This window comes from Plantibacter auratus, assembly GCF_050587365.1.
In the GTDB taxonomy this organism is placed as follows: domain Bacteria; phylum Actinomycetota; class Actinomycetes; order Actinomycetales; family Microbacteriaceae; genus Plantibacter; species Plantibacter auratus.
Window position 1 is genome coordinate 783,659 of record NZ_JBOBFV010000001.1, and the last position, 22,731, is coordinate 806,389.

At 68.8% G+C, this 22,731-nt stretch carries 22 protein-coding genes; 6 read left to right on the top strand and 16 right to left on the bottom strand.

Annotated features, from left to right (window positions below; translation table 11 throughout):
• Nucleotides 1-5: 5 nt before the first annotated feature.
• Nucleotides 6-1,079, top strand: a complete 1,074-nt coding sequence (locus ACQ3HE_RS03630; RefSeq protein WP_430891356.1) for an aminotransferase class V-fold PLP-dependent enzyme — start codon at nucleotides 6-8, stop codon at nucleotides 1,077-1,079.
• Between the two features lie 6 nt (nucleotides 1,080-1,085).
• On the opposite strand, the gene ACQ3HE_RS03635 is transcribed toward ACQ3HE_RS03630, so the two are convergent.
• The 4 genes from ACQ3HE_RS03635 to ACQ3HE_RS03650 form a co-directional block, all read right to left on the bottom strand.
• Entirely contained in the window at nucleotides 1,086-1,850 is a 765-nt protein-coding gene (locus tag ACQ3HE_RS03635) for a fumarylacetoacetate hydrolase family protein (RefSeq protein WP_430891358.1), read from the bottom strand.
• Between the two features lie 78 nt (nucleotides 1,851-1,928).
• A complete protein-coding gene (locus ACQ3HE_RS03640) occupies nucleotides 1,929-3,044 on the bottom strand; it encodes a branched-chain amino acid aminotransferase (RefSeq protein WP_193555817.1) in 1,116 nt (371 codons plus the stop codon).
• Between the two features lie 40 nt (nucleotides 3,045-3,084).
• Nucleotides 3,085-4,140: a 3-isopropylmalate dehydrogenase gene (locus ACQ3HE_RS03645; protein ID WP_430891360.1), complete on the bottom strand. Its 1,056-nt coding sequence runs from the start codon at nucleotides 4,138-4,140 to the stop codon at nucleotides 3,085-3,087.
• Nucleotides 4,141-4,240: 100 nt separating this feature from the next.
• Nucleotides 4,241-5,764 carry an MFS transporter gene (locus tag ACQ3HE_RS03650; protein WP_430891362.1) on the bottom strand — a complete coding sequence of 508 codons (1,524 nt, stop codon included), beginning with the start codon at nucleotides 5,762-5,764 and terminating at the stop codon, nucleotides 4,241-4,243.
• Between the two features lie 114 nt (nucleotides 5,765-5,878).
• Here ACQ3HE_RS03650 and ACQ3HE_RS03655 point away from each other — a divergent pair, with 114 nt between their 5' ends.
• Nucleotides 5,879-6,436, top strand: coding sequence for a TetR/AcrR family transcriptional regulator (locus ACQ3HE_RS03655; protein ID WP_430891364.1), 558 nt, complete (start codon nucleotides 5,879-5,881; stop codon nucleotides 6,434-6,436).
• A gap of 107 nt (nucleotides 6,437-6,543) precedes the next feature.
• Here the strand turns inward: ACQ3HE_RS03655 and serA are convergent, their stop codons facing one another.
• From serA to ACQ3HE_RS03670, 3 genes are all read right to left on the bottom strand, one after another.
• The gene (gene serA / locus ACQ3HE_RS03660; protein ID WP_430891366.1) at nucleotides 6,544-8,136 is read right to left on the bottom strand and encodes a phosphoglycerate dehydrogenase; all 1,593 of its coding nucleotides are present in this window, start codon (nucleotides 8,134-8,136) and stop codon (nucleotides 6,544-6,546) included.
• Between the two features lie 115 nt (nucleotides 8,137-8,251).
• Nucleotides 8,252-8,623, bottom strand: coding sequence for a bacitracin resistance protein (locus ACQ3HE_RS03665; RefSeq protein ID WP_430891368.1), 372 nt, complete (start codon nucleotides 8,621-8,623; stop codon nucleotides 8,252-8,254).
• A 5-nt stretch (nucleotides 8,624-8,628) separates the two neighbouring features.
• Complete coding sequence (locus ACQ3HE_RS03670) at nucleotides 8,629-9,177, bottom strand: hypothetical protein (protein ID WP_430891370.1); 549 nt, start codon at nucleotides 9,175-9,177, stop codon at nucleotides 8,629-8,631.
• Between the two features lie 71 nt (nucleotides 9,178-9,248).
• Here ACQ3HE_RS03670 and ACQ3HE_RS03675 point away from each other — a divergent pair, with 71 nt between their 5' ends.
• Nucleotides 9,249-9,635: a DoxX family protein gene (locus ACQ3HE_RS03675; protein WP_236555406.1), complete on the top strand. Its 387-nt coding sequence runs from the start codon at nucleotides 9,249-9,251 to the stop codon at nucleotides 9,633-9,635.
• A gap of 45 nt (nucleotides 9,636-9,680) precedes the next feature.
• On the opposite strand, the gene ACQ3HE_RS03680 is transcribed toward ACQ3HE_RS03675, so the two are convergent.
• From ACQ3HE_RS03680 to ACQ3HE_RS03705, 6 genes are all read right to left on the bottom strand, one after another.
• A complete protein-coding gene (locus tag ACQ3HE_RS03680) occupies nucleotides 9,681-10,436 on the bottom strand; it encodes a copper homeostasis protein CutC (protein WP_430891371.1) in 756 nt (251 codons plus the stop codon).
• A gap of 53 nt (nucleotides 10,437-10,489) precedes the next feature.
• Nucleotides 10,490-11,401, bottom strand: a complete 912-nt coding sequence (locus ACQ3HE_RS03685; protein ID WP_079705611.1) for a carbohydrate ABC transporter permease — start codon at nucleotides 11,399-11,401, stop codon at nucleotides 10,490-10,492.
• Nucleotides 11,398-12,402, bottom strand: coding sequence for a carbohydrate ABC transporter permease (locus tag ACQ3HE_RS03690; protein ID WP_079705610.1), 1,005 nt, complete (start codon nucleotides 12,400-12,402; stop codon nucleotides 11,398-11,400). Before ACQ3HE_RS03690 ends, ACQ3HE_RS03685 begins: the two co-directional genes overlap by 4 nt.
• On the bottom strand, nucleotides 12,399-13,805 hold the full coding sequence (ngcE, locus tag ACQ3HE_RS03695) for an N-acetylglucosamine/diacetylchitobiose ABC transporter substrate-binding protein (protein WP_079705609.1): 1,407 nt from the start codon (nucleotides 13,803-13,805) through the stop codon (nucleotides 12,399-12,401). Before ngcE ends, ACQ3HE_RS03690 begins: the two co-directional genes overlap by 4 nt.
• Before the next feature lie 95 nt (nucleotides 13,806-13,900).
• The gene (locus tag ACQ3HE_RS03700) at nucleotides 13,901-14,680 is read right to left on the bottom strand and encodes a sugar isomerase domain-containing protein (protein ID WP_430891372.1); all 780 of its coding nucleotides are present in this window, start codon (nucleotides 14,678-14,680) and stop codon (nucleotides 13,901-13,903) included.
• Nucleotides 14,681-14,690: 10 nt separating this feature from the next.
• Nucleotides 14,691-15,638, bottom strand: coding sequence for a MurR/RpiR family transcriptional regulator (locus ACQ3HE_RS03705; protein WP_191940839.1), 948 nt, complete (start codon nucleotides 15,636-15,638; stop codon nucleotides 14,691-14,693).
• A gap of 93 nt (nucleotides 15,639-15,731) precedes the next feature.
• Between ACQ3HE_RS03705 and ACQ3HE_RS03710 the strand changes: the two genes are divergently transcribed.
• The 3 genes from ACQ3HE_RS03710 to ACQ3HE_RS03720 all read left to right on the top strand — a co-directional run bounded on the left by ACQ3HE_RS03710 (nucleotide 15,732) and on the right by ACQ3HE_RS03720 (nucleotide 19,210).
• Entirely contained in the window at nucleotides 15,732-16,757 is a 1,026-nt protein-coding gene (locus tag ACQ3HE_RS03710; RefSeq protein ID WP_426736985.1) for an N-acetylglucosamine kinase, read from the top strand.
• A gap of 7 nt (nucleotides 16,758-16,764) precedes the next feature.
• Entirely contained in the window at nucleotides 16,765-17,763 is a 999-nt protein-coding gene (locus ACQ3HE_RS03715; protein ID WP_430891373.1) for a Gfo/Idh/MocA family protein, read from the top strand.
• Nucleotides 17,764-17,887: 124 nt separating this feature from the next.
• Nucleotides 17,888-19,210, top strand: a complete 1,323-nt coding sequence (locus tag ACQ3HE_RS03720) for an alpha-L-fucosidase (RefSeq protein WP_430891374.1) — start codon at nucleotides 17,888-17,890, stop codon at nucleotides 19,208-19,210.
• Between the two features lie 87 nt (nucleotides 19,211-19,297).
• Here the strand turns inward: ACQ3HE_RS03720 and ilvC are convergent, their stop codons facing one another.
• From ilvC to ACQ3HE_RS03735, 3 genes are read right to left on the bottom strand one after another with little or no spacing between them, the layout of a single operon-like run.
• Nucleotides 19,298-20,326, bottom strand: coding sequence for a ketol-acid reductoisomerase (ilvC, locus tag ACQ3HE_RS03725; protein WP_064296249.1), 1,029 nt, complete (start codon nucleotides 20,324-20,326; stop codon nucleotides 19,298-19,300).
• Between the two features lie 48 nt (nucleotides 20,327-20,374).
• The gene (gene ilvN / locus ACQ3HE_RS03730; RefSeq protein ID WP_064296248.1) at nucleotides 20,375-20,884 is read right to left on the bottom strand and encodes an acetolactate synthase small subunit; all 510 of its coding nucleotides are present in this window, start codon (nucleotides 20,882-20,884) and stop codon (nucleotides 20,375-20,377) included.
• Between the two features lie 2 nt (nucleotides 20,885-20,886).
• The gene (locus ACQ3HE_RS03735) at nucleotides 20,887-22,692 is read right to left on the bottom strand and encodes an acetolactate synthase large subunit (protein WP_085510581.1); all 1,806 of its coding nucleotides are present in this window, start codon (nucleotides 22,690-22,692) and stop codon (nucleotides 20,887-20,889) included.
• Nucleotides 22,693-22,731: the final 39 nt, after the last annotated feature.

Sequence of the window (22,731 nt, forward strand, 5' to 3'; positions counted from 1 at the left end):
GATGCATGAGCACCCTCAGCCTCCAGGAAGCCAGCGGATCCTTCCCATCCGCACCCGGCTACCTGGCCGCTTGCACGCTGGGACTGCCGACGATCGGCACGACGGACGCCATCATGGCCGACCTCTCCGCCTGGCAGGCGGCTCGAACCGATGCAGCCGCCTACGGCGCCGTCGTCGAGCGGGTGCGCGGCTCCTTCGCCGAGCTGGTCCACGTACCGGTCCGCTCGGTGGCTATCGGATCCCAGACCTCCGCCATGGTCGCCATGGTCGCGGCGTCCGTGCCGGACGGCGCCGAGGTCCTGTGCGTCGAGGGCGACTTCAGCTCGCTCGTCGCCCCGTTCCTCATGCAGGCGCACCGTGGTGTCCATGTCCGCCACGCGCCGCTCACCGAACTCGCCGCCCATATCGACGCCTCGACCTGGCTCGTCGCCTACTCCGCAGTGCAGTCCGCGACCGGCGCGGTCGCCGACGTGGTCGCGATCCGGGAGGCGGCGGCCGTCCACGGCGCGCTGACGCTCAACGACCTCACCCAGGCGGCCGGGTGGCTCCCCGTCGACGCCTCGGCCGACGACATCACCGTGTGCCACGCCTACAAGTGGCTCTGCGCGCCACGAGGTGTGGCGTTCATGACGGTGCGCGACGAGGTGATGGACCGCCTCCGGCCGAGCCAGGCCGGTTGGTACTCGGGCGCCGACGTCTGGTCGTCGTGTTACGGCCCGTCGTTGCATCTCGCCGAGAGCGCACGACGGTTCGACGTCTCCCCCGCCTGGCAGGCCTGGGTCGGCGCCGAGCCCGCCATCGCCCTCTTCGCGGCGGTCGACGCCGTCGCCGTGTACGAGCACGACACCCGGCTCGCAGCAGCGCTCCGGGCGGGCATCGGCGAGAGCCGGTCGCTCCTCACCGGGACGGCCTCGGCCATCGTCACGTGGACGGATCCCGATGGACACGACCTCCGGGCGCTGCAGTCGGCCGGGATCACGGCATCGGGTCGCGCCGGCCGGGCAAGGGTCGCGTTCCACCTCTGGAACACCGACGACGACGTCGCAGCTGCGCTGACCGCTCTCGGTCAGCGCAGCTGACGCGGGTCAGGGTCGGCGGCCGGTGTTCCGGAGGATGCCGATGCCCGAGACCTCGACCTCGACGACCTGGCCGTCGGTGAAGGGTCCGACGCCGGCCGGCGTCCCGGTCAGGATGACGTCGCCCGGGAGGAGCGTCCAGACGGCGGACGCGTACCCGACGATCGCGCCGATGGAGTGCACCATGTCGGAGAGTGGGGCGTGCTGGCGGACCTCACCGTCGACCCGGGTCTCGATCGTCGCGCCGTCGAAGGAGAACTCCGTCTCGATGTAGGGGCCGAGCGGGCAGAACGTGTCGAAGCCCTTCGCGCGGGCCCACTGGCCGTCGGACTCCTGGAGGTCGCGAGCCGTGACGTCGTTGGCGATCGTGTAGCCGAAGATGACCTCGTCGGCACGCTCCGCGCTGACGTTCTTGGCGACGCCACCGATCACGATGGCGAGTTCGCCCTCGAAGTCGATGCGCTCGGACTGCTTCGGGAAGACGACGGCGTCCCCCGGCCCGACCACGGAGGTGTTGGGCTTCAGGAAGAGCAGCGGCTCGGTGGGAGCCTCCCCACCCATCTCGGCGGCGTGGTCGTGGTAGTTCTTGCCGACGGCGACGACCTTGGAGCGAGGGATGACCGGTGCGAGCAGGACCGCATCCGCGAGCGGGACGCGCTCCCCCGTCGGTTCGAAGCCCGAGTAGAGCGGATCGCCGTCGAGGACGACGAGATCCGCATCGTCGATGATGCCGTAGCGGATGGCCTGATCGTGACTGAAGCGAGCGATTTTCACCATGCCAGCCTATCCCGAGGTTCCCCGGCGACACGGAAGCCCCGCACGAGGTGCGGGGCTTCCCAGGCTGCTCGGAGGCTACTCGGCGTCGAGACGCGTCATCCACCCGTGGCGGTCGGGCAGGCGACCGTACTGGATGTCGGTCAGTTCCTGACGCAGCGACATCGTGAGTTCGCCCGCCGGAGCGTCGGCGTCGCCCACGGTGAAGTCCTTGGCCTTCAGCTGCGCGATCGGCGTGACGACCGCAGCCGTCCCGCAGGCGAACACCTCGACGATGTCGCCGCTCTCGACGCCTTCGCGCCACTCGTCGATCGTGACCCGGCGGCGCTCCACCCGGTGTCCGCGGTCCTCCGCGAGCTGCAGGATGCTGTCGCGGGTGATGCCTTCGAGGATCGAGTCCGACTCCGGCGTGACGAGCGTGCCGTCGCGCTTGACGAGGACGACGTTCATCCCGCCGAGCTCCTCGATGTAGGTCGCCTCCTGTGCATCCAGGAAGAGCACCTGGGCGCACCCGTGCTCGTACGCCTCGGCCTGCGGGAGCAGGGAGGACGCGTAGTTGCCGCCGGTCTTCGCCGCCCCGGTGCCGCCCTTGCCCGCACGGCTGTAGTCGGTGGACAGCCAGATGGACACGGGGGTGACGCCGCCGGTGAAGTACGCGCCGGCCGGGCTGGCGATGACGTAGTAGTTGACCTTCCTCGCCGGGCGGACGCCGAGGAAGGCCTCCTTGGCGAACATGAAGGGCCGCAGGTACAGGCTGGTCTCCGGCGCGGACGGCACCCAGGAGCCGTCGACGGCGATGAGCTGCTTGATCGACTCGACGAAGTACTCGACCGGGAGCTCCGGCAGCGCGAGCCGCTTGGCCGAGCGCTGCAGGCGGCGGCCGTTGGCGTCGGGGCGGAACGACCAGATGGAGCCGTCGGCGTGACGGTACGCCTTCAGGCCCTCGAAGATCTCCTGGGCGTAGTGGAGGACGGCGGCAGCCGGGTCGAGCGAGATCGGACCGTAGGCCTGGACCCGTGGGCGGTGCCATCCACCGCGCTCGGACCAGCAGATGTCGACCATGTGGTCGGTGAAGTGCTGCCCGAAGCCCGGATCGGCGAGGATCGCGTCGCGCTCTGCGGCGGGGACGGGCTGCTCGTTGGGGGTCACGGTGAAGGCGAGTTCGCGCTGCGCCATGGGGAGGTTGATCGTCATGATGGTGTCTTCCGTCGTGATCTGCGTGTCTGGTGGGCGTCTACCGGTTCGCCGCGAGGGCCGCGATCGCATCGCCGACCTCGGTCGTCGTGCGTGCTGCGCCGGTGCGGGCGGCGATGTCGGCGGTGACGGCAGTGGCGACTCGCGCCGCCTCCGTCTCGAGGCCGAGATGCGACAGCATCAGGGAGACGGAGAGGATGGCGGCGGTCGGGTCGGCCAGCTGCTTCCCGGCGATGTCGGGCGCCGATCCGTGGACGGGCTCGAACATGCTCGGGTACGTGCCGTCCGGGTTGATGTTTCCCGAGGCCGCGAGTCCGATGCCGCCGCTGATCGCGCCGGCCAGATCGGTGAGGATGTCGCCGAAGAGGTTGTCCGTGACGATGACGTCAAATCTAGCAGGATCCGTGACGAGGAAGATGGTGGCCGCGTCGACGTGCAGGTAGTCGACCGCGACGTCGGGGAACTCCGCGGACACCGCGTCGACGACGCGCTTCCAAAGCGAACCGGCGAAGACGAGGACGTTGGTCTTGTGGACGAGGGTGAGCTTCCCCCGACGCGCGGCCGCAGCGGTGAACGCGTAGCGCACCACCCGCTCCACCCCGTAGGCGGTGTTGACCGAGACCTCGTTCGCGATCTCGTGCGGCGTGCCCTGGCGGATCGCTCCGCCGTTGCCGACGTACGGCCCCTCCGTGCCCTCACGGACCACGACGAAGTCCACGTCGCCGGGCTCGCTCAGCGGGCTCGGGACACCCGGGTACACCACGGTCGGGCGCAGATTGACGTAGTGGTCGAGGCTGAACCGGAGCTTGAGGAGCAGTCCACGCTCGATGTTCGCGTTCGCGAGCCGGGGGTCGCCGGGCACGCCGCCGACCGCTCCGAGGAGGATGGCGTCGTGCGAGGCGATCGCAGCGAGGTCCGCGTCGGTCAGCACGTCACCGGTCTCGAGGAACCGCGCGGCGCCGAGCGAGAAAGGCGTCTGCTCGAACCGGACGTCGCCACCCTGCACCGCCGCATCGAGGACCTTGAGCGCCTCGCCGACGACCTCGGGACCGATCCCGTCGCCGGGGATGACTGCGAGCTTGACGGTGCGGGACATGCGACTCCTGAGGATGCGACGACGGTGTGCGCCCAGCTTAACGCCTCCGACCTCGGGCGGATCGTGCCACCCGTCTCCGGGTGGCACGATCGACGGAGCCCTACCGGACCCGGCGAAGACCGATCGCCGCGACGAGCATGGCGGCCACGATGAGGCCGACGCCGATCCACGCTGCGACACCGACACCGCTGTCGAAGGCGTGCCGCGCGGAGTCCATGAGTGCACCCGCGAGGTCACCGGGCAGCTGCTCGGCGACGTTCGCCGCACCACCCAGGGTCTCCCCCGCCGCCTGCTGCTGAGCAGCGGTCAGTCCGTCCGGCAGGACGACCGCGGAACGGTAGGAAGCGGTGAGCACCGTACCGAGCGTCGCCGTGCCGAGCACCGCGCCCAGCTCGTAGGCGGTCTCGGAGACACCGGACGCCGCACCGGCCTTCTCCGGCGGCGCACTCGCGATCACGAGCTCGTTCGACACCGTCTCGGCGGAGCCGATGCCGAGCCCGAGCGCGACGAACGCGAGGCCGATCCCGAGGGCCGACACGTCTCCCCCGGTGATCGCGATGGAGGCGTAGCCGACGGCGGACACGACGAGCGCGATCGGGACCACGATGCCCGGACGGACCCGCTTGGAGATGGGCACGATCACGAGGCCGGCGATGATCATCACGATGAGGCCGGGAAGCAGGACGAGCCCGGCGTCGAGCGGCTGCAGGCCCAGCACCAGCTGCAGGTGCTGCGACACGAAGAACAGCCCACCGACGAGCGCCGTCACGCTCAACAGGTTGATGACCACGGCACCGCTGAACGAGGCCCGCCGGAACAGGCTCAGGTCGAGCAGCGGATGCTCGAGGCGGAGCTGACGGCGAATGAACAGGACACCACTGACCACGCCGACGACCATCGAGACCACCGTGAGCAGGTCGAAGCCGGCTTCCGCCAGGTGCTTGATGCTGAACACGAGTGGCGTCATCGTCAGGAGGATGAGCAGGATGCTCGGCACGTCGATGCGTCCAGGGTTCGGGTCCTTCGACTCCGGGATGAGGAAGGGCGCGAGGACGACGAGCGGCAGGAGCACCGGGACGGCGAGCAGGAACACCGCGCCCCAGGCGAAGTGCTCGAGGATGATCCCACCGACGATCGGCCCGAGCGCGCTGCCGGCGGCGAACCCGCTGGCCCAGACGGCGATGGCGAACCGTCGCTGGTCGCGGTCGAGGAAGATGTTCCGCAGCAGCGAGAGCGTCGACGGCATGAGCATCGCACCGAAGAACCCGAGCGCCGCCCGAGCCGCGATCAGGAGCTCGGCGCTGGGCGCGAACGCCGCGGCGACGGAGACGACACCGAATCCGATGGAGCCGATGAGCAGGAGACGACGACGACCGATGCGGTCGCCGAGGCTGCCCATCGACACGAGCAGGCCGGCGAGGACCAGCGGGTAGATGTCGACGATCCAGAGCAGCTGCGTCCCGGTCGGGGTGAGCGCGCTCGAGATCGCGGGCAACGCGAAGTTGAGGACCGTGTTGTCGACCGACACCAGCAGGACGGGGAGCATGAGAACGGCGAGCGCGAACCAGGCTCGCCGACCGGCACGGGGAGCGGCGACGGCGGTGGGTTCGGTGGCGGTGGACACGGTGACCTCTTTCAAAGCGTGGAGAACGGCGCCGGTCGGGCGCCGCCCGCTCGACTATACCGTCCAGCCGGTATAGTATCAATCCGAATCCGACGAGCCGAATACGATGGAGCCATGGCGAAGCAGACCGCAGCCCGAGAACGCGTCCTCGACGCCTTCGCCGAACTCCTCATCGAGCAGGGCGAACGCGCCGCCACCCTCGACGCCGTCGCCGCGGCGGCCGGCGTCTCCAAGGGCGGACTGCTCTACCACTTCGGCAGCAAGGAGGCCCTCGTCGACGGCCTCATCGAACGGCTCTCGGACATGAGCGAGGCCGACACGGCGCGGATGCTCGCGGCCCCGGAGGGCGTCGTCGAGTACTTCGTGCGCACCTCGGTCGACTGCGGCACCCCGTTCGACCGGACGATCATCGCCGTCGCGCGGCTGGCGCAGGGACAGCACGCCCAGGCGAGCGACGCGATGGCGGACATCCGCCGGAGCTGGTTGCGCACGGTGGAGGACGCCGTCGGCGACCCCGACACCGCTCGCGCCATCGTGTTGATGTCCGACGGCCTCTACGCCAACACGGCGCAGCTCGGCATGGGTGTCAGCGGCCCCGATGAGGGCAGCGACGAGTCGATCGAGCGGCTCCTGGCCGTGATCGCGCGACTGCTCCCCGCCGGCGGGCGCTGAGCCGCGACGCCCGCCGGGCGCACCGGAACGGCGTCGGCGCCTCGGCCTGCGGACGACGATGCCCCGCACCGGACGGCGCGGGGCATCGGGTCGGAGCAGCAGTCGGGCTACTGCTCGGTGATGTCGATCTCGCGGAGCAGCGTCGCGTCGATCGTCTCGCGGATGACCTCGAGGACGTCGTCGGCGACCGGTGAGTCGACCGTCAGGACGCTGAGCGCCGGGCCACCGGCCTCGTGACGGGCGATCTGCATGCCCGCGATGTTGATGCCCGCCTCGCCGAACCGCTGGCCGTAGACGGCAACGATGCCGGGTCGGTCGGTGTAGACCATCACGATGTGGTGCTTCGCGAACGGCACCTCGACGTCGTAGCCGTTGATCTCGACGATCTTCTCGGTCTGCTTCGTGCCCGTCAGCGTGCCCGACACCGAGATCTGCGATCCGTCGCTGAGGGCTCCACGCAGCGTGACGACGTTGCGGTACTCCTCGCTCACCTCGTCGGTGAGCAGGCGCGTGACGACACCGCGCTGTTCGGCGAGCAGCGGGGCGTTCACGTACGAGACCGTCTCGCTGACGATGTTCGTGAAGATCCCCTTGAGCGCGGCCAGCTTCAAGACGCTGACGTCGTACCCGCTCAGCTCACCGTGGACCTCGACGTCGACGCTCGTGAGCGACGAGGTCGACAGCGCGGCGAACACCTGCCCGAGCTTCTCGACGAGCGGGATGCCGGGACGGACGTAAGGGTCGATCACGCCGCCGGCGACGTTGACCGCGTCCGGGACGAGTTCGCCGCCGAGCGCGAGGCGCACGGACTTGGCGACCGAGACGCCGGCCTTCTCCTGTGCCTCATCCGTGGACGCACCGAGGTGCGGCGTCACGATGACGTTCTCGAGTCCGAGCAGCTTCGTGTCGGTGGGCGGCTCGCTGACGAAGACGTCGAGACCGGCACCGGCGATGACGTGGTTCGACAGCGCCTCGTACAGCGCGTCCTCGTCGATCAGGCCGCCGCGGGCGACGTTGACGACGTAGGCCGTCGGCTTCATGAGCGCGAACTGCGGGCCGGCGATCATGCCCGTCGTCTCCGGCGTCTTCGGCATGTGGATGGTGATGAAGTCGGACTGCGCCAGCAGCTCGTCGAGCGTGACCAGCTGCACCCCGAGCTGCTGCGCACGAGCGGACGTGATGTAGGGGTCGTACGCGATGACGTTCGTGCCGAACGCCTGCAGACGGGCCGTGATGAGGGCACCGATACGGCCGAGGCCGATGATGCCGATGGTCTTCTCGTACAGCTCGGTACCGGTGTATTTGGACCGCTTCCACTGTCCCTGGGCGAGCGCGGCGTGCGCGGCCGGGATGTGGCGGGCGAGGCTCAGGATGTGCCCGACGGTGAGCTCGGCCGCGGAGATGATGTTCGACGTGGGTGCGTTGACGACCATGACCCCGGCCGTCGTGGCGGCCTTGATGTCGACGTTGTCGAGACCGACACCCGCGCGCGCGACGACCTTCAACCGGGTGGCCGCCTGGATGGCCTCCTCGTCGACCTTGGTCGCGGATCGGACCAGGATGGCGTCGGCGTCGGCGATCGCCGCGAGCAGAGCCGGGCGGTCCGTCCCGTCGACGGAGCGCACGTCGAAGTCGGGCCCGAGGGCGTCGACGGTTGCTGGTGAGAGTTCTTCGGCGATCAGTACGACCGGTTTCGACACGGAACGGTTCCTTCGCAGTAGCAGTGGGGTGGGCAGCGCGTCGGTGTCCGGCGGCCATCGCAAGCCTATCGGAGGCGCACCGGGCGGTTCGTCGTGTGACGATGCGGCGGCCGGGTCAGACGGAGAGGTCGATCAGCTGCTGCGCGCCGAACATCGCGAGGACCGATAGCGAGATCGCCGCGACGACGCACAGGGCGACGAGGTAGCGCACGGCCTGCTCGCCGAGCGACCGCTCGCGACCGGTCCAGAAGGCGATCGCGAAGGCCACGACCGGCAGGAGCAGGCCGCCGATGAGGACGACCCAGCCGAGCGGCAGGACCGGCACGGCGAGGCCGTTCGCCGTCCCGACGATGCCGACGAGGTTGCCGACGGCTTCGAAGACGTCATACGCGAAGAACAGGCCGAACAGGACGGCGATGGACCAGCTGAGCCAGCCGGGTCGCTCGGCGACGGGCTTCGACACGGGTCCCGCGGTGGTGGAAGGCATCAGGGTCATACTCCTCGGAGGAACGGCCAGGGCAGGATGAGCACGACACCGAGCAGGAGCATCGCGATCCTGACAACGGGTCTGCCGCCACGGGTCAGCCAGAGCGTCGCGGCCATCCACACGGGTCCCGCGGCGACCGCGAGTCCCTGTCCGAGATCGAACATGAACCGGCCGACCGCGTCGCTCGGGACGGCCGCGTCAGGACGGAACGCCGAGATCAGCCAACCGACGCTGTACAACAGGAAGACCCCACCGAAGATGCCGAGGGTGACCAGCATGACCGAGCTCATCTGCTCGCGCTCCCCGGCAGCAGCCTCGTCCGTGACCCGGTCGGTCGGCTTCGCGACGTCGACCTCGACAGGAGGAGTCATCGGTTCCGCGATCGGACCGGCCGACTCCGCGGCCGGCTGGACGGCCTCGGTCGCCCGAACCCGCGTGATCGGCTCCTGCGATGCGGGCTCGAGCGTGGTCCGGTCGCCGGAAGCCGAGGCGTCGAGCGTCGGATCGTCGTCGCCCGCCCAGCTCAGCGCGTCTTCGTCCCGCGGCTCAGTCATACCGCCAGCCTATCGCCGCCGGGCCGACCACCGAGTGCGGCGATCCGGACGCGACGGAGCAGAATTGCCTGGTGAACCCGTTCCCGCTCCTGCAGTCCGCCCTGACCGTCGTCCTCGCGATCATGTTCATCGGCATGGGAGTCCTCCACTTCCTCCCGGGACCGGCGAGGACCATGGCCGCGATGATCCCAGGACCCCTGCGGGGCAGCACCATCACACCGCGGATGCTCGTCGCCATCACCGGTGTGTGCGAGATCGCGGGCGGCGTCGGCCTGCTCGTCCCACCCACCAGGCTCGCCGCAGTGGTCTGCCTGATCGTGTTCCTCGTCGCGGTGTTCCCGGCGAACGCCGCGGCCGCACGGCAGCCCGAGCGGTTCGGCCGCCTCGCCGTGCCGTTCGTCCCACGGCTCATCGGTCAGCTCGTGCTGATCCTCGCCCTCGTCATCGTGGCGATCTGATCGCTCGACGGGACCTGTCGACGATCCCGTCAGTGCCGACGGATCTCAGACGGCGACGGTAGCGCGCCTGGCCGCGGCCACCGCGCGAGCGACGGTCGTCGCGTCCGTGATGTCGTAGCTCGGCGACCCTCCGCCGGGGCCGGTCTCCGTGACCCGGCCGGCACGACGACGGGCGGAGAGGTGCACCGCGTCGACACCCGCCCGCGCGAGGGCGGGGATCGCATCGATCGTGACGCCCCCACCGGCCATGATCTGCATCGAGCTGTCGCCCCTCGAGGCCATCTGCGCGAGCTTCTCCGCGCCGTCGATGCTCGCCCGCGCGCCGCCGGACGTCAGCAGACGGTCCACACCGGCGTCGCGCAGCTGGTCGGCGGACCGGACGGGGTCGGTCGTCGCGTCGACGGCCCGGTGGAACGTCACCGCGAGCGAGCCCGCAGCCTGACGCAGCTGCGCCAGCGCCTCCAGATCGATCGTGCGATCGGACCGGAGGGCGCCGACGACGATGCCCGCAGCACCCGCGGCCTCGAGCGCGAGGATGTCGCCGGACATGACGTCGATCTCCGCGGGCGAGTAGACGAAACCGCCCTCTCGCGGACGCACGAGGACGTGCACGAAGTCGTTGAGCCCGGCTTCGTCCGCAGCGCGGACCGCCGCCATGACCAGTCCGATGGAGGGGGTGAGCCCACCGGTGCCGAGGGCCTGGCACAGCTCGACCCGCTGGGCTCCCTCGCGGATGGCGATGCGGACCCCCTCCACGTCCTGGACGGCGATCTCGACGGCGATTGGCGACTGGAGGCTCATTGGACCCATTGTTCCAGTGATCCGCTCGAGCCGAGGACGCGCACGCCGCTGCGCTACTTGTCCGTGCCCTGCGACACCGAACCCTGCAGCTGGCGCTGGAAGATCAGGTACACGATGAGCACGGGGACCACGGTGATCACGGACGCCGCGAAGAGCGCACCGAAGTCCACCGAGTACCCGGCCTGGGCGGCGAAGGACGCCATCCCCTGCGTCAGGACGTAGTTCTGCGGGTTCGAGTTGAGCGCCACCGGCAGGAGGAACTGGTTCCACAGCCCCACGAAGTTGAGGATCGCGACGGTCGCGAGCCCCGGCCTCGCCATGGGCAGCATCACCTGGAAGAAGGTCCGCCACTCCCCCGCACCGTCGATCGCGGCCGCCTCCGCGATGGAGACCGGCAGCGACTTGAAGAACGAGAACAGGAAGAACACCGTGAACGGGAAGGCGAACGCCGCGTACGTGAGGATGAGTCCCGGGAGCGAGTTGAGCAACCCGAGACTCTGCAGCACGAAGAACAGCGGCACGATCGCGAGGAACACGGGGAACGTGAGACCGGCGAGCATCAGGTAGTAGATGGCCCGGCTCCCGAAGAAGCGGAACCGCGCCAGGACGTACGCACACATCGAGCCGAACAGCATGGTCACGATCAGGGCGCCGAACACCACCACGATCGAGTTCAGGAAGAAGCTGCCGATACCGGCCGTCGTCCACGCATTCACGTAGTTGTCGAAGTTCCACTTCGACGGCAGCGAGAACGGCGAGGCGAAGATCTCGGAGCTCGTCTTGAACGACGACATGACCGTCCAGAGCAGCGGGACGACGACCACGATCGACCAGATGATGAGCACCGTGTGCGATGCCGTCCCGACGACGCGGTCGCCCGTGGTCGGCTTGCGGCTGGCCGGTGTGCGCGTGCCGGTTCCGACGACCGCCGGGTTCGCGGTCGTCGCCGTGGTCTGGACGGTCATTCCGCCACCCCTTCATCGTTGCCGCCGGTGAGTCGGCTGACCAGGAAGACGACGCCCGCGAACATCAGGGTGACGAGCGCGAGCACGACCCCCATCGCGCAGGCGTAGCCGAACTGGCCCTTGGTGAACGCCGTCGTGAACAGTTGCTGCGACATCACGAGCGTCGTGTTGGACGGGCCGCCGCCGGGATTCAACGCGGCCATGTACACGAACGCGTCGAGGGCGAGGATGCCCATGTAGATGTACGCCGTCTGGATGTTGTCGCGGATCAGCGGGATCGTGATCGTGAGCGCGGTCCGCAGGCGACCCGCGCCGTCGATCCGTGCCGCCTCGTACACCTCGGCCGGCACGCCCTTGATCGCCGCGATGAAGAGCACCGTGTAGAACCCGATGAGTCCCCAGACGATGACGAACATGGTCGCGATCATCGCCGTGTCCGGCGAACCGAGCCAGGCGAAGGAGGTGAACTGGTCGAGCCCGATGCCGGTCAGGAAGCCGTTCAGCAGCCCGGACGACGGGTCGTAGATCTGCTTCCAGATGAGGCCGATGACGATGGCCGGCACGACGTACGGGAAGAAGGTGATCACCCGGTACACGCTCGAGTTGCGGAGGCCGCGGATCGGACCGTTGCTCGGCCCGCCGATCGTGATGAGGGAGGCGAAGAGGAACGCGATCCCGAGGGTCACGAGCGGCAGGACGATCGCGAGCGCGACGCTGTTGCCCATGGACTGGAGGAAGGTCTGGTCCTGGAAGAGCTTCGTGTAGTTCGAGAACCCGACGAAGTCCATGCCCGGGGAGAACCCGGACCAGTTCGTCAACGAGTAGTACGCCGCCTGCGCGAACGGCGAGACCACGAAGACGACGTACCCCACCACCGGCACGATCAGGAAGACCAGGAAGAACGAGACCCGGTCGAACGTGAAGTCCCGGCGGCGCAACCGCCGGGCGGCGGGAGGGGTAGCCCCTCCCACCTTCCCGATCGGCGTGCCGACCGCCGTCATTTGACGGTGACCTTGTCCACGGAGTCGTCGTTGCGGACCTTGTCGGAGATGTCCTGCATGCCCTTGGTGAGCGTGGCGACGTCGGAACCACCCTGCAGGAACGTGTTCCAGAGGACGAGGAGGTCCGTGTTGAGTCCGTACAGGTCGATGAAGCTCCACGAGAACACATCCGTGCCCGCGTCGTTCAACATCTTCACCTGGGACACGAGCGCCGTCGAGCCGAAGCCGTCCTCGGGGATCGTGTCCTTGACGATCGTCGACGAGAAGGTCGTCTTGGCGAAGTTCACCGCGGCGTCGTTCGACAGCATGGCCCGCAGGAACTCCTTGCCACCGCCGACGTTCTTGCCCTGCGACGGGACGATGAACCCTTCACCGGCGGTGCTGTGCAGCGCCGAGTACGGCAGGGCTGAGTCGGCGGAGACCGTCGGCTCGGGCGCGCCGGTCATCTTGAATCCGTCCTTCGTCTGGGTCTTCATCTCGTTCTCGATCCAGCCACCGGAGGGGTAGAGGATGAAGTCCTCCGAGTTGCTCCACTGCGCCTGCGCAGCGGTGAACTGCGTTCCGGCGCCACCGGGCTTGACGTAGCCGGCGTCGATGATCGCCTTGAGACCCTTGAGCACGTCCTGGACGGCCGGCTTCGACCAGCAGTCCGCCTCGAGGTTCTCGAGCGCCAGACGGACCTCGTCGCCGCCCTCCTTGATCGCGGACGCGATCGCCATCGTCAGGTAGTAGGTGGCCGCCTCGGTGCCCCAACCGAACAGGTACTTGCCCTGCGCCTTGGCCTTCGCACCGAGATCGAGTGCCTCGGCCCAGGTCTTCGGGGGCGTCCAGCCGTTCGCCTCGAAGAGCGCTGCCGAGTACCAGACCGCGTAGACCGTCAGCACGTAGTTCAGCTGCACGAACTTCCCGTCGAAGGTGCCCGGCTCGACGACACCCGGGTAGAGAGTGTCCTTGATGACCTTGCCCTCGTAGTTCTTCGCCTCGATGACGTCCGTCAGGTCGGCGAGCTGCTCGCGGATCGTGTTGATGCCGATGAGGCCGGCGCCGCTGTTGTCGATGACGTCCGGCGGGTTGCCGGCGACGAACCGCGGCTGGAGGGTCTGCGCGATGTTCGTCGCGGCCGTGACCTTGACGGTCGAGCCTGCCTGCTGCTTCTCGACGAGCTTCCCGGCGAACTCGGTGTACTCGATGCCGTACCCGCCCTTGAAGATGACGGCGTCGACCGTCGAGTTGGCGGCCATGCCGAACGGGTTGTCGGCCGAGACCGGTCCGCCGGTGGTGGTCGCCCCGCCTCCGCCGCCGACACAGGACGCGAGCGTCCCGCCCAGCGGGAGGAGGATCGCGGTCGCGAGTGCTCCTCGCAGGAAATCGCGGCGTTGGAGCGTTGCTGGCTGCTTGTCCATCGGTCTACCTTCCAGTGATTCGAGTGTTGCCCGGGTGTGGTGCTGTCGGGGTGGTGTTGTCGGGTGTGTGGTGCGGGTGTTGCGACGCCTCGGGTTCAGGCGTCACGTCTGATCCGGCCCCGGTAGCGGTCCTCGAGCACACTGTTGTGCTCGTCGCCGCCCGGGATGTTCGCCGAGATGTAGAGCGGTGGGGTCTCGCCGGTCGCCGCGATCCTCGCCGCGACGCCGATGGTGAGGAGCTGCGCGAGGTAGGCCGCCGTGATCGAGGACACCGCGCCGACCGGGACGCCGTCCTTGACCTCGATGGTCGCGTCGCCGAACGGAGCACGGTTGTCGAGCACCACGTCGGCCACCTCGGAGAGCCGCAGCCCGCTCGGGTGCTTCGGCTCGACGCGCGAGGTGTGCTCCAGCGAGGTCACGGCGATGACGGGGTGGCCGTGCTCCTTGGCGATCAGGGCGAGTCCCACGATCGACCCGTTGACGCCGGAGTTCGACGCTATGATGAACACGTCGCCCTCCCCCACCGGTGAGATCGCGAAGAGCTCCGCCGCGACGTCGCCGCTGCGCTCCAGCGCGGCACCACCGAGGTCGTCGACGGACCGGTCGCCGCGGAGGACGACGTCCCGCAGGGCGATCTTGTTCGTCGGGATCAGTCCACCGGCGCGGCCGGCGATCTCCATCGCGAACGCCTCCGAGTGGCCGGTGCCGAACGCCTGGATGACCGCTCCGCGTTCGAGGGCCGCGACCAGCAGGTCGATCGCGGGGTCGAGTTCGCCGGACCGTGCCGCCTGGGTGATGTCCGCGAGGCGCGAGGTGACCTCGTCGGTGTAGCGATCGACGTGATCGGTCCAGGTGGTGGTGGATGTGGCGCTCATTCGGTTCCTCTCAGACGCCCACGGGCGAGGCGGTCTCGGACAGGGCTCCGGCCTTGGTGGGTCGGCGGTGCGGGGCGACCGCGAGGGCGGAGGCCGCGAGGCGCTTGGTCGTGCGCTCGAAGTTCTGCTGCGCGACGAACAGGTACAACAGATCCAGGACGAACAGCTGACCGTGCTTGGCGGAGAGGTCGTCGGGTTGCAGGAACCGCTCATGGGCCGAGGTGATGATGGCCAGCGTCGACGCGGCGACGAGCGGGGAGTCCGGGTTGTTGCTGATCGCCACGGTGAGCGCGCCCGCACGACCCGCCTGGCGGAGCATCTGGATGGTCTCCTCGGTGCGCCCGGTGTTGCTGATGCCCAAGGCGACCGAGTCCGGGCCCTGGATCGCCGCGCTCGTGAGGCCCGCGTGGACCTCCGACCAGGCGTGCGTGCTGATGCCAATCCGGTACAGCCTGGCCTGCATCTCGTCGGCGAGCATCGCGCTGCCGCCGACACCGTAGATGTCGACGTTCCGGGCGCGCGCGATGGCTGCGGCGATCTCGAGCATGACCTCGAGGTCGATCACGTCGGCGGTCTCCCGCAGCGTCCGGGTGTGCGCGTTGAGCAGCGTGCTCAGGACGTCCGGAGCCGAGTCGTCGGGGCCGAACGCCCGGCCGATGTCGGTCTGCCAGGAGTCGCGTGCGGTGCTGCGACCGAAGTCCTTGGCGAGGTCGACCCGGAACGGCGCGTAGCCGGTGTACCCGATGATCCGGCAGAAGCGGGTGATGGTCGCCGCTGAGACGCCCGAATCGGCTGCGAGCTCACCGATCGTGAGGGTGAGGGGCGCGTCTGGGTTCTCCAACAGGTAGTCGGCGATACGCAGCATGACCCCGGACATCTCCGGCATCCGCGACCGAATCCGGTTGGTCACGCCGGTGGCGTGCTCGACCGGTGGGTCGGTGCGGATGGAAACAGTCATGGAAATTCCTTTTCTCCTTCGTTGGAGTGACGCGAAACTGATTCTTACAGTACGTTGTGGCCCACGGCAACATGTTTCGAGATGATGACGATGATGAAAACAACTCTGGCGGTCGACGCCGGCGGCACCTCGTCCCGCGCGGTGCTCGTGGACGCCTCAGGACGTCGCCTCGGTTCCGGGCGCGCGGGCGGCGGGAATCCGACGTCCTCCGGTGTGGACAGCGCTGCCACGCAGATCGCGCTCGCGGCTCGTGCCGCACTCGACCAGGCCAGGACGACGTCGTCCATACCGCCCCTCCCGTCCGGGTCGCTCGTGGTGATCACGCAGGCGGGGCAGGTGTCCGACGCCTACCGCCGCGCCTTGGACGCACACCTCGTACCGCTCGGACTCGGACCGGTCGTCATCGAACCGGATCTGCTCGGCATGTACGGCTCCGGCTCGGCGTCGCCGGACGGCGTCGTGCTCGTCGCGGGGACCGGGAGCGTCGCGGGACGGATCAGGGACCGTCTCGTCGTCCGGGAGGTCGGTGGTGCCGGCTGGCTCCTCGGCGATGGAGGCTCCGGATTCTGGATCGCCCGGCGCGTGATCCGCGCGGTCGCCGCCGACCTCGACGGCATCGGCCCCCGCACGGGCCTCACCCCGCTGCTCTCCCGGGCGGTCGGGTTCACTCCGGACCCGTCCTCATCCGGTGACGCGGACCACCGCCGGTCCCCGGTACTCGACACACTCATCCGGTCGGTGAACGACGGTCCCCCCATCGCCATCGCCCGCCTGGCGCCGCTCGCCTTCCAAGCCGCGGACGACGACGTCGCGCGGTCCATCCTCGACGCTGCCGTCGACCGCCTGGCGGTCCTCGTGGAACGGGTGCTGGCTCCGGATTCGGACCACAGGGAGAGCACGCTCGTCGTCGGCGGCAGCGTGCTCGTCGACGGACTCCTCCCGTCCGTCCCCTCCGCCGCGGAGCGCCTGTCATCGGCTGCCGCCGGGGCCCGACTCGTCCCAGTCGCCGACGGCCTGGTCGGAGCCGCCGCCCTGGGCATCAGGATGCTGGGCGGGGACGTCGACGACGCGACCCTCAGCCGCCTGCGCGAGGACCTGGCTGCTGGAGAGAAGCGGTGACGCGGTGATGGCGGACCGGATCGCCGTCATCGGCACCGGTGCCATGGGACTGGCGCACGTCCGCGCGCTCGCCGGACTCGGTGCAGCCGACCGGGTCACTTACCTGTGCTCGGCTCGGTCGCCGAGAGCCATGCCGGAGGCACCGGCCGCACGACTCACCACCTCGGTCGACGAGGTGCTCCTGGATGCCTCCGTGGGGATCGTCGTCATCTGCACGCCGACCGACACCCATCGGGATCTCGCCGTCAGGGCGCTCCGTGCCGGCAAGCACGTCCTGCTGGAGAAACCGATCGCCCTGACGCTCGCCGACGCCAACGCGATCCTGCAGGCCGCCGACGAGTCCGGCCGGACGTTCATGGTCGCGCACGTCGTCAGGTTCTTCGGCGGGTACGAGGCGATCGACGACGCGGTGCGGGCCGGGGCTGTCGGCACACCCCTCGCCGTCACGGCCGAACGGCTGAGCTCCCCTGCCGCCCCGTCACCGTGGTGGCAGGACGAGCGACGCTCCGGCGGCCCCCTCGTCGACTTCGCGATCCACGACTTCGACCAGCTGAACCAGCTCCTCGGTCAGCCGCGATCCGTGTCAGCACGACGCACCGGCACCGGTCGCCCGATCGAGACGACGGTCGACTACGCCGACGGCGGGATCGGGCGCGTCCTCACCTCCATGGAGCTCCCGCCGGCCTTCGGATTCAGCTCGGCCATCGAGGTGCTCGGCAGCACCGGGCTCATCGCCCACCGATTCGTCGGTGCGTCCCCGACCCACGCACCGCCGCTCTCGGTCGACGCGCTGGGATCGGCCGCCGCGCGCGGCCCCTACGACCTCGACGAGACCGATCCCTACCGACGACAGATGGCCTCCTTCCTCGACTGCGTGAAGCGAGACGTCCAACCGTTCCGAGTGACCGGCCGGAGTGCCCTCGCGGCCCTGACGGTCGCGTTGGCGGCGAAGGCATCGCTGGACACCGGCGTGCCCGTGCAGGTCTTCGAACCCCACGACGCCTGAACCGTCGACGCGCAGGAGGTCCGACGTCCTGACCACGCCGGCCCACCGGACAGCAGACATCCGACCTTTCGTGTTAGCCTGCCCCCGCACCGCCGTGAACCCACTCGACGATCGAAGGGCCGCCGTGACCGAGACCACCATCCCCCGACCCGACACCGCCTGGTTCGACGAGGCGAGATTCGGATTGTTCCTGCACTGGGGCCTCTACGCCCTCCCCGCACGCCATGAGTGGGTGCAGACGCGGGAACACCTCTCGGCCGAACACTACGAGCGCTATCGCGAGCACTTCGACCCCGACCGGTTCGACCCCCGCGCCTGGGCCAGGCAGGCCAAGGCGGCCGGCTTCCGGTACGCGGTGCTCACGACGAAGCACCACGACGGCTTCTGCCTGTGGGATTCGGCACTCACCGACTTCACGTCCATGCACACGCCCGCCGGCCGTGACCTCGTGGCGGAGTTCGTGGAGGCCTTCCGCGCCGAGGGGCTCCGGATCGGCTTCTACCACTCGCTCATCGACTGGCATCACCCCGACTTCACGGTCGACGGCATCCACCCGCGACGCGACGACCCCGAGGCGCTCGCAGCGAACGCCGACCGTGACTGGTCCCGCTACCGGGACTACCTGCACGGCCAGGTGCGCGAGCTGCTCACCGGCTACGGCCCGATCGACTACCTCTTCTTCGACTTCAGCTACTCGCAGGGCATCGAAGGTCTGCCGGGGAAGGGCGCCGCCGACTGGGGCTCCGAGGAACTCGTCGAGATGATCCGCGGGCTGCAGCCGGAGATCCTCATCAACGACCGCCTCGAACTGCCGGGCGACGTCACCACCCCCGAGCAGTACCAGCCCGTGGTGACACCGGTCGGTCCCGACGGCGACCCCCTCCGGTGGGAGGCCTGCCAGACCCTGAACGGCAGCTGGGGGTACGACCGCGACAACCTCGACTACAAGTCGCCGGAGCTGCTCCTGCGGATGCTCATCGATTCGGTCTCGAAGAACGGCAACATGCTGCTGAACATCGGACCGACCGCGCGCGGAACGATCGATCCTCGCGCGATCGAACGACTCGACGTCCTCGCCGGCTGGTTCGCGCTCCACGAGCGGGCGATCCGAGGATGCGGCCCGTCGGAGTTCAGCAGTCCGACCGACGTCCGATACACGCAACGCGGCGACCGGCTGTACGTACACGTCTTCGCCTGGCCGTTCGTGCACCTGCACCTGCCCGGTCTCGGCGGCCGGGTGCGCTACGCGCAGCTGTTGTCGGACGGCTCCGAGGTGCCGTTCCAGGTGCATCGCCCGGAGCACGATCTGCCGAACCAGCACACCCAACCGAAGGGACTCGGTCCCGACACGGTGACCCTGCACCTGCCGATCGGTGAACCCGACACCCCGATCCCGGTCATCGAGATCTTCCTCGAGCCGGGCACGACCGGAGCAGCGACGGCCTGAGGCTCCCGCAGACGACGGAACGCCCGCCCCGACGGATCGGGGCGGGCGTTCTGGCTCGGTGCCGCTGAGCGGCTGGACGAGCGGAGACTAGCGGGCGACGCTGCCGTCGACGTAGTCGTCGTCGTTCGAGGCGTTCCACGCGAAGAGCTTGCGCAGCTCGCGACCGGTGGCCTCGATCGGGTGGTCCTCGCCCTTCTTGCGCAGCTCGAGGAACTCGGGCGCGCCGGCGTCCTGGTCGTCGATGAAGCGCTTGGCGAAGGTGCCGTCCTGGATGTCCTTGAGGACCGCCTGCATGTTGGTCTTGACGCTCGGGTCGATGACGCGCGGGCCGGAGACGTAGTCGCCGTACTCAGCCGTGTCGGAGACGCTCCAACGCTGCTTGGCGATGCCACCCTCCCAGATGAGGTCGACGATGAGCTTCAGCTCGTGGAGCACCTCGAAGTAGGCGATCTGCGGCTGGTACCCGGCCTCGGTCAGGGTCTCGAAGCCGTACTGGATCAGCTGCGAGACGCCACCGCACAGGACGGCCTGCTCGCCGAAGAGGTCAGTCTCGGTCTCCTCGGTGAAGGTGGTCTTGATGCCACCGGCACGGAGGCCACCGATCGCCTTGGCGTAGGACCAGGCGAGCGCCCAGGCGCCACCGGTCTCGTCCTTCTCGACGGCGACGATGACGGGGACGCCGCGGCCGGCCTCGTACTCGCGACGAACGGTGTGGCCCGGGCCCTTCGGGGCGACCATGAAGATGTCGACGCCCTCAGGAGCCTCGATGTAGCCGAAGCGGATGTTGAAGCCGTGGCCGAAGACGAGCGCCTTGCCCGGAGCGAGCTGGTCCTTGATGGACTCGGCGAAGATCGTGCGCTGGTGCTGGTCCGGAGCGAGGATGACGATGACGTCGGCCCATGCGGAGGCGTCGGCGACGTTCTTGACGGTGAAGCCCTGCTCCTCGGCCTTGGCGATCGACTTCGAGCCGTCCTTCAGGCCGACGACGACCTCGACACCGGAGTCGCGGAGGTTGAGCGCGTGTGCGTGGCCCTGCGAGCCGTAGCCGATAACGGCAACCTTCTTGCCCTGGATGAGCGACAGGTCTGCGTCCTGGTCGTAGAAAATCTCAGTCACTGGTGGTTCTCTCCTTGGTTGTGGTTTCGCAATATGCCGCAGATGCGACTAGTTCTTGAAGACGCGTTCGGTGATGGACTTCGAGCCGCGCCCGATGGCGAGGAGACCCGATTGGGCGATCTCCTTGATGCCGTAGGGCTCGAGCACCTTGAGGAGCGCGGTCGTCTTCCCGGAGTCGCCCGTGACCTCGATCACGAGGGCGTCCGTCGCCACGTCGACGACGCGGGCCCGGAACAGGTTGACGGCTTCCAGCACCTGGGAACGGGTGGAGTTGTCGACGCGGACCTTGATGAGCAGGTGCTCACGCTGGACGGACTGCGCCGGATCCAGCTCGACGATCTTGATGACGTTGATGAGCTTGTTCAGCTGCTTCGTCACCTGCTCGAGCGGAAGCTCCTCGACGTCGACGACGACCGTGATCCGGGACAGACCCTCGATCTCGCTGTGGCCGACCGCGAGACTCTCGATGTTGAAGCCCCGGCGGGCGAACAACCCGGCGACGCGGGTCAGCAGACCGGGCTTGTCCTCGACGAGGAGGCTCAGGACGTGGCTGCTCATGCTCAGGCCTCCTCATCGAACGACGGACTGTGGTCCTTGGCGTACTGGACGTAGCTGTTGCTGACGCCCTGCGGCACCATCGGCCACACCATCGCGTCGGCACTCACGACGAAGTCGATGACGACCGGACGGTCGTTCGTCTCCAGGGCGAGCTTGATGGCGGCGTCGACCTCCTCCTCCTTCGTCACGCGGATCGCGAGGCAACCGTAGGCCTCGGCCAGCTTGACGAAGTCGGGGATCCGGATGGTGTCGTGCCCGGTGTTCAGGTCGGTGTTCGAGTAGCGACCGTCGTAGAAGAGCGTCTGCCACTGGCGGACCATGCCCAGTGAGGAGTTGTTGATGATCGCGACCTTGATCGGGATGTTGTTGATCGTGCAGGTCGCGAGTTCCTGGTTGGTCATCTGGAAGCAGCCGTCGCCGTCGATCGCCCACACGTGGCGATCGGGCTGGGCCACCTTGGCGCCCATGGCCGCGGGGACCGAGTAGCCCATGGTCCCGGCACCGCCGGAGTTCAGCCAGGAGTTCGGACGCTCGTACTTGATGAACTGCGCCGCCCACATCTGGTGCTGGCCGACGCCCGACGCGAACACGCCCTCCGGACCGGTGATCTCGCCGATTCGGGAGATCACGTGCTGTGGCGAGAGCAGACCGTCGGTCGGCTCGGCGTAGCCCAGCGGGAACTCCTCGCGGAGACCGTCGAGGTAGGACCACCACTCGGCGATGTCGGGGGTGACCTCGCGGGCGGCTGCCTCGAACGCCGACTGGAGGTCGACGATGACGTCCTTCGCGTCGCCCACGATGGGCACGTCCGCGATGCGGATCTTCGAGATCTCGGCCGGGTCGACGTCCACGTGGACGACCTTCGCGTTCGGCGCGAAGAGCGAGGCCTTGCCGGTCACGCGGTCGTCGAATCGGGCACCGAGCGACACGAGCAGGTCGGCTTCCTGCAGCGCGAGCACTGCCGGGACGGTGCCGTGCATGCCGGGCATGCCGAGGTGCTGCGTGTGCGAGTCGGGGAACGCCCCGCGAGCCATGAGCGTCGTCACGACCGGAGCCCCGGTCGCCTCGGCGAGCGCGAGCAGTTCCTCGGAGGCCTTGGAGCGGATCACGCCGCCGCCGACGTACAGCACCGGCTTCTTGGCGTTGACGAGCAGCTGCGCAGCGGCCTGGATCTGCTTGCCGTGCGCCTTCGTCACCGGGCGGTAGCCGGGCAGGTCGACCTTCGGCGGCCAGATGAACGGCGCTTCAGCCTGCTGGGCGTCCTTCGTGATGTCGACCAGCACCGGTCCGGGACGGCCGGTACCCGCGATCTCGTAGGCCGCGGCGATGGCCGCCGGGACCTCCTCCGGGGTCTTGACGAGGAAGGAGTGCTTCGTGATCGGCATGGTGATGCCGACGATGTCCGCCTCCTGGAACGCGTCCGTGCCCATGAGGGTCGAGAACACCTGACCGGTGATCGCGACCATCGGCACCGAGTCCATGTAGGCGTCGGCGATGGCGGTGACGAGGTTCGTCGCGCCGGGGCCGGACGTCGCGATGCACACGCCGATCCCGCCACCGGCGGCGGCGTATCCTTCGGCCGCGTGGCCGGCGCCCTGCTCGTGTCGGACCAGGATGTGACGGAGCTTCGTCGAGTCCATCAGCGGGTCGTAGGTCGGCAGGATCGCTCCGCCGGGCAGACCGAAGATGTCGGTGACCCCGAGGAGCTCGAGCGATCGGACGATCGCCTGGGCTCCCGTCAGGATCTCCGGTGCGGCCGGGGCCGCAGGTGTTCTGGGATGAGGCACGGGTTGGGATTCCGTGGGCATGATGATTCCTTCAGCGATGAGATGCACGAACGAGATGCT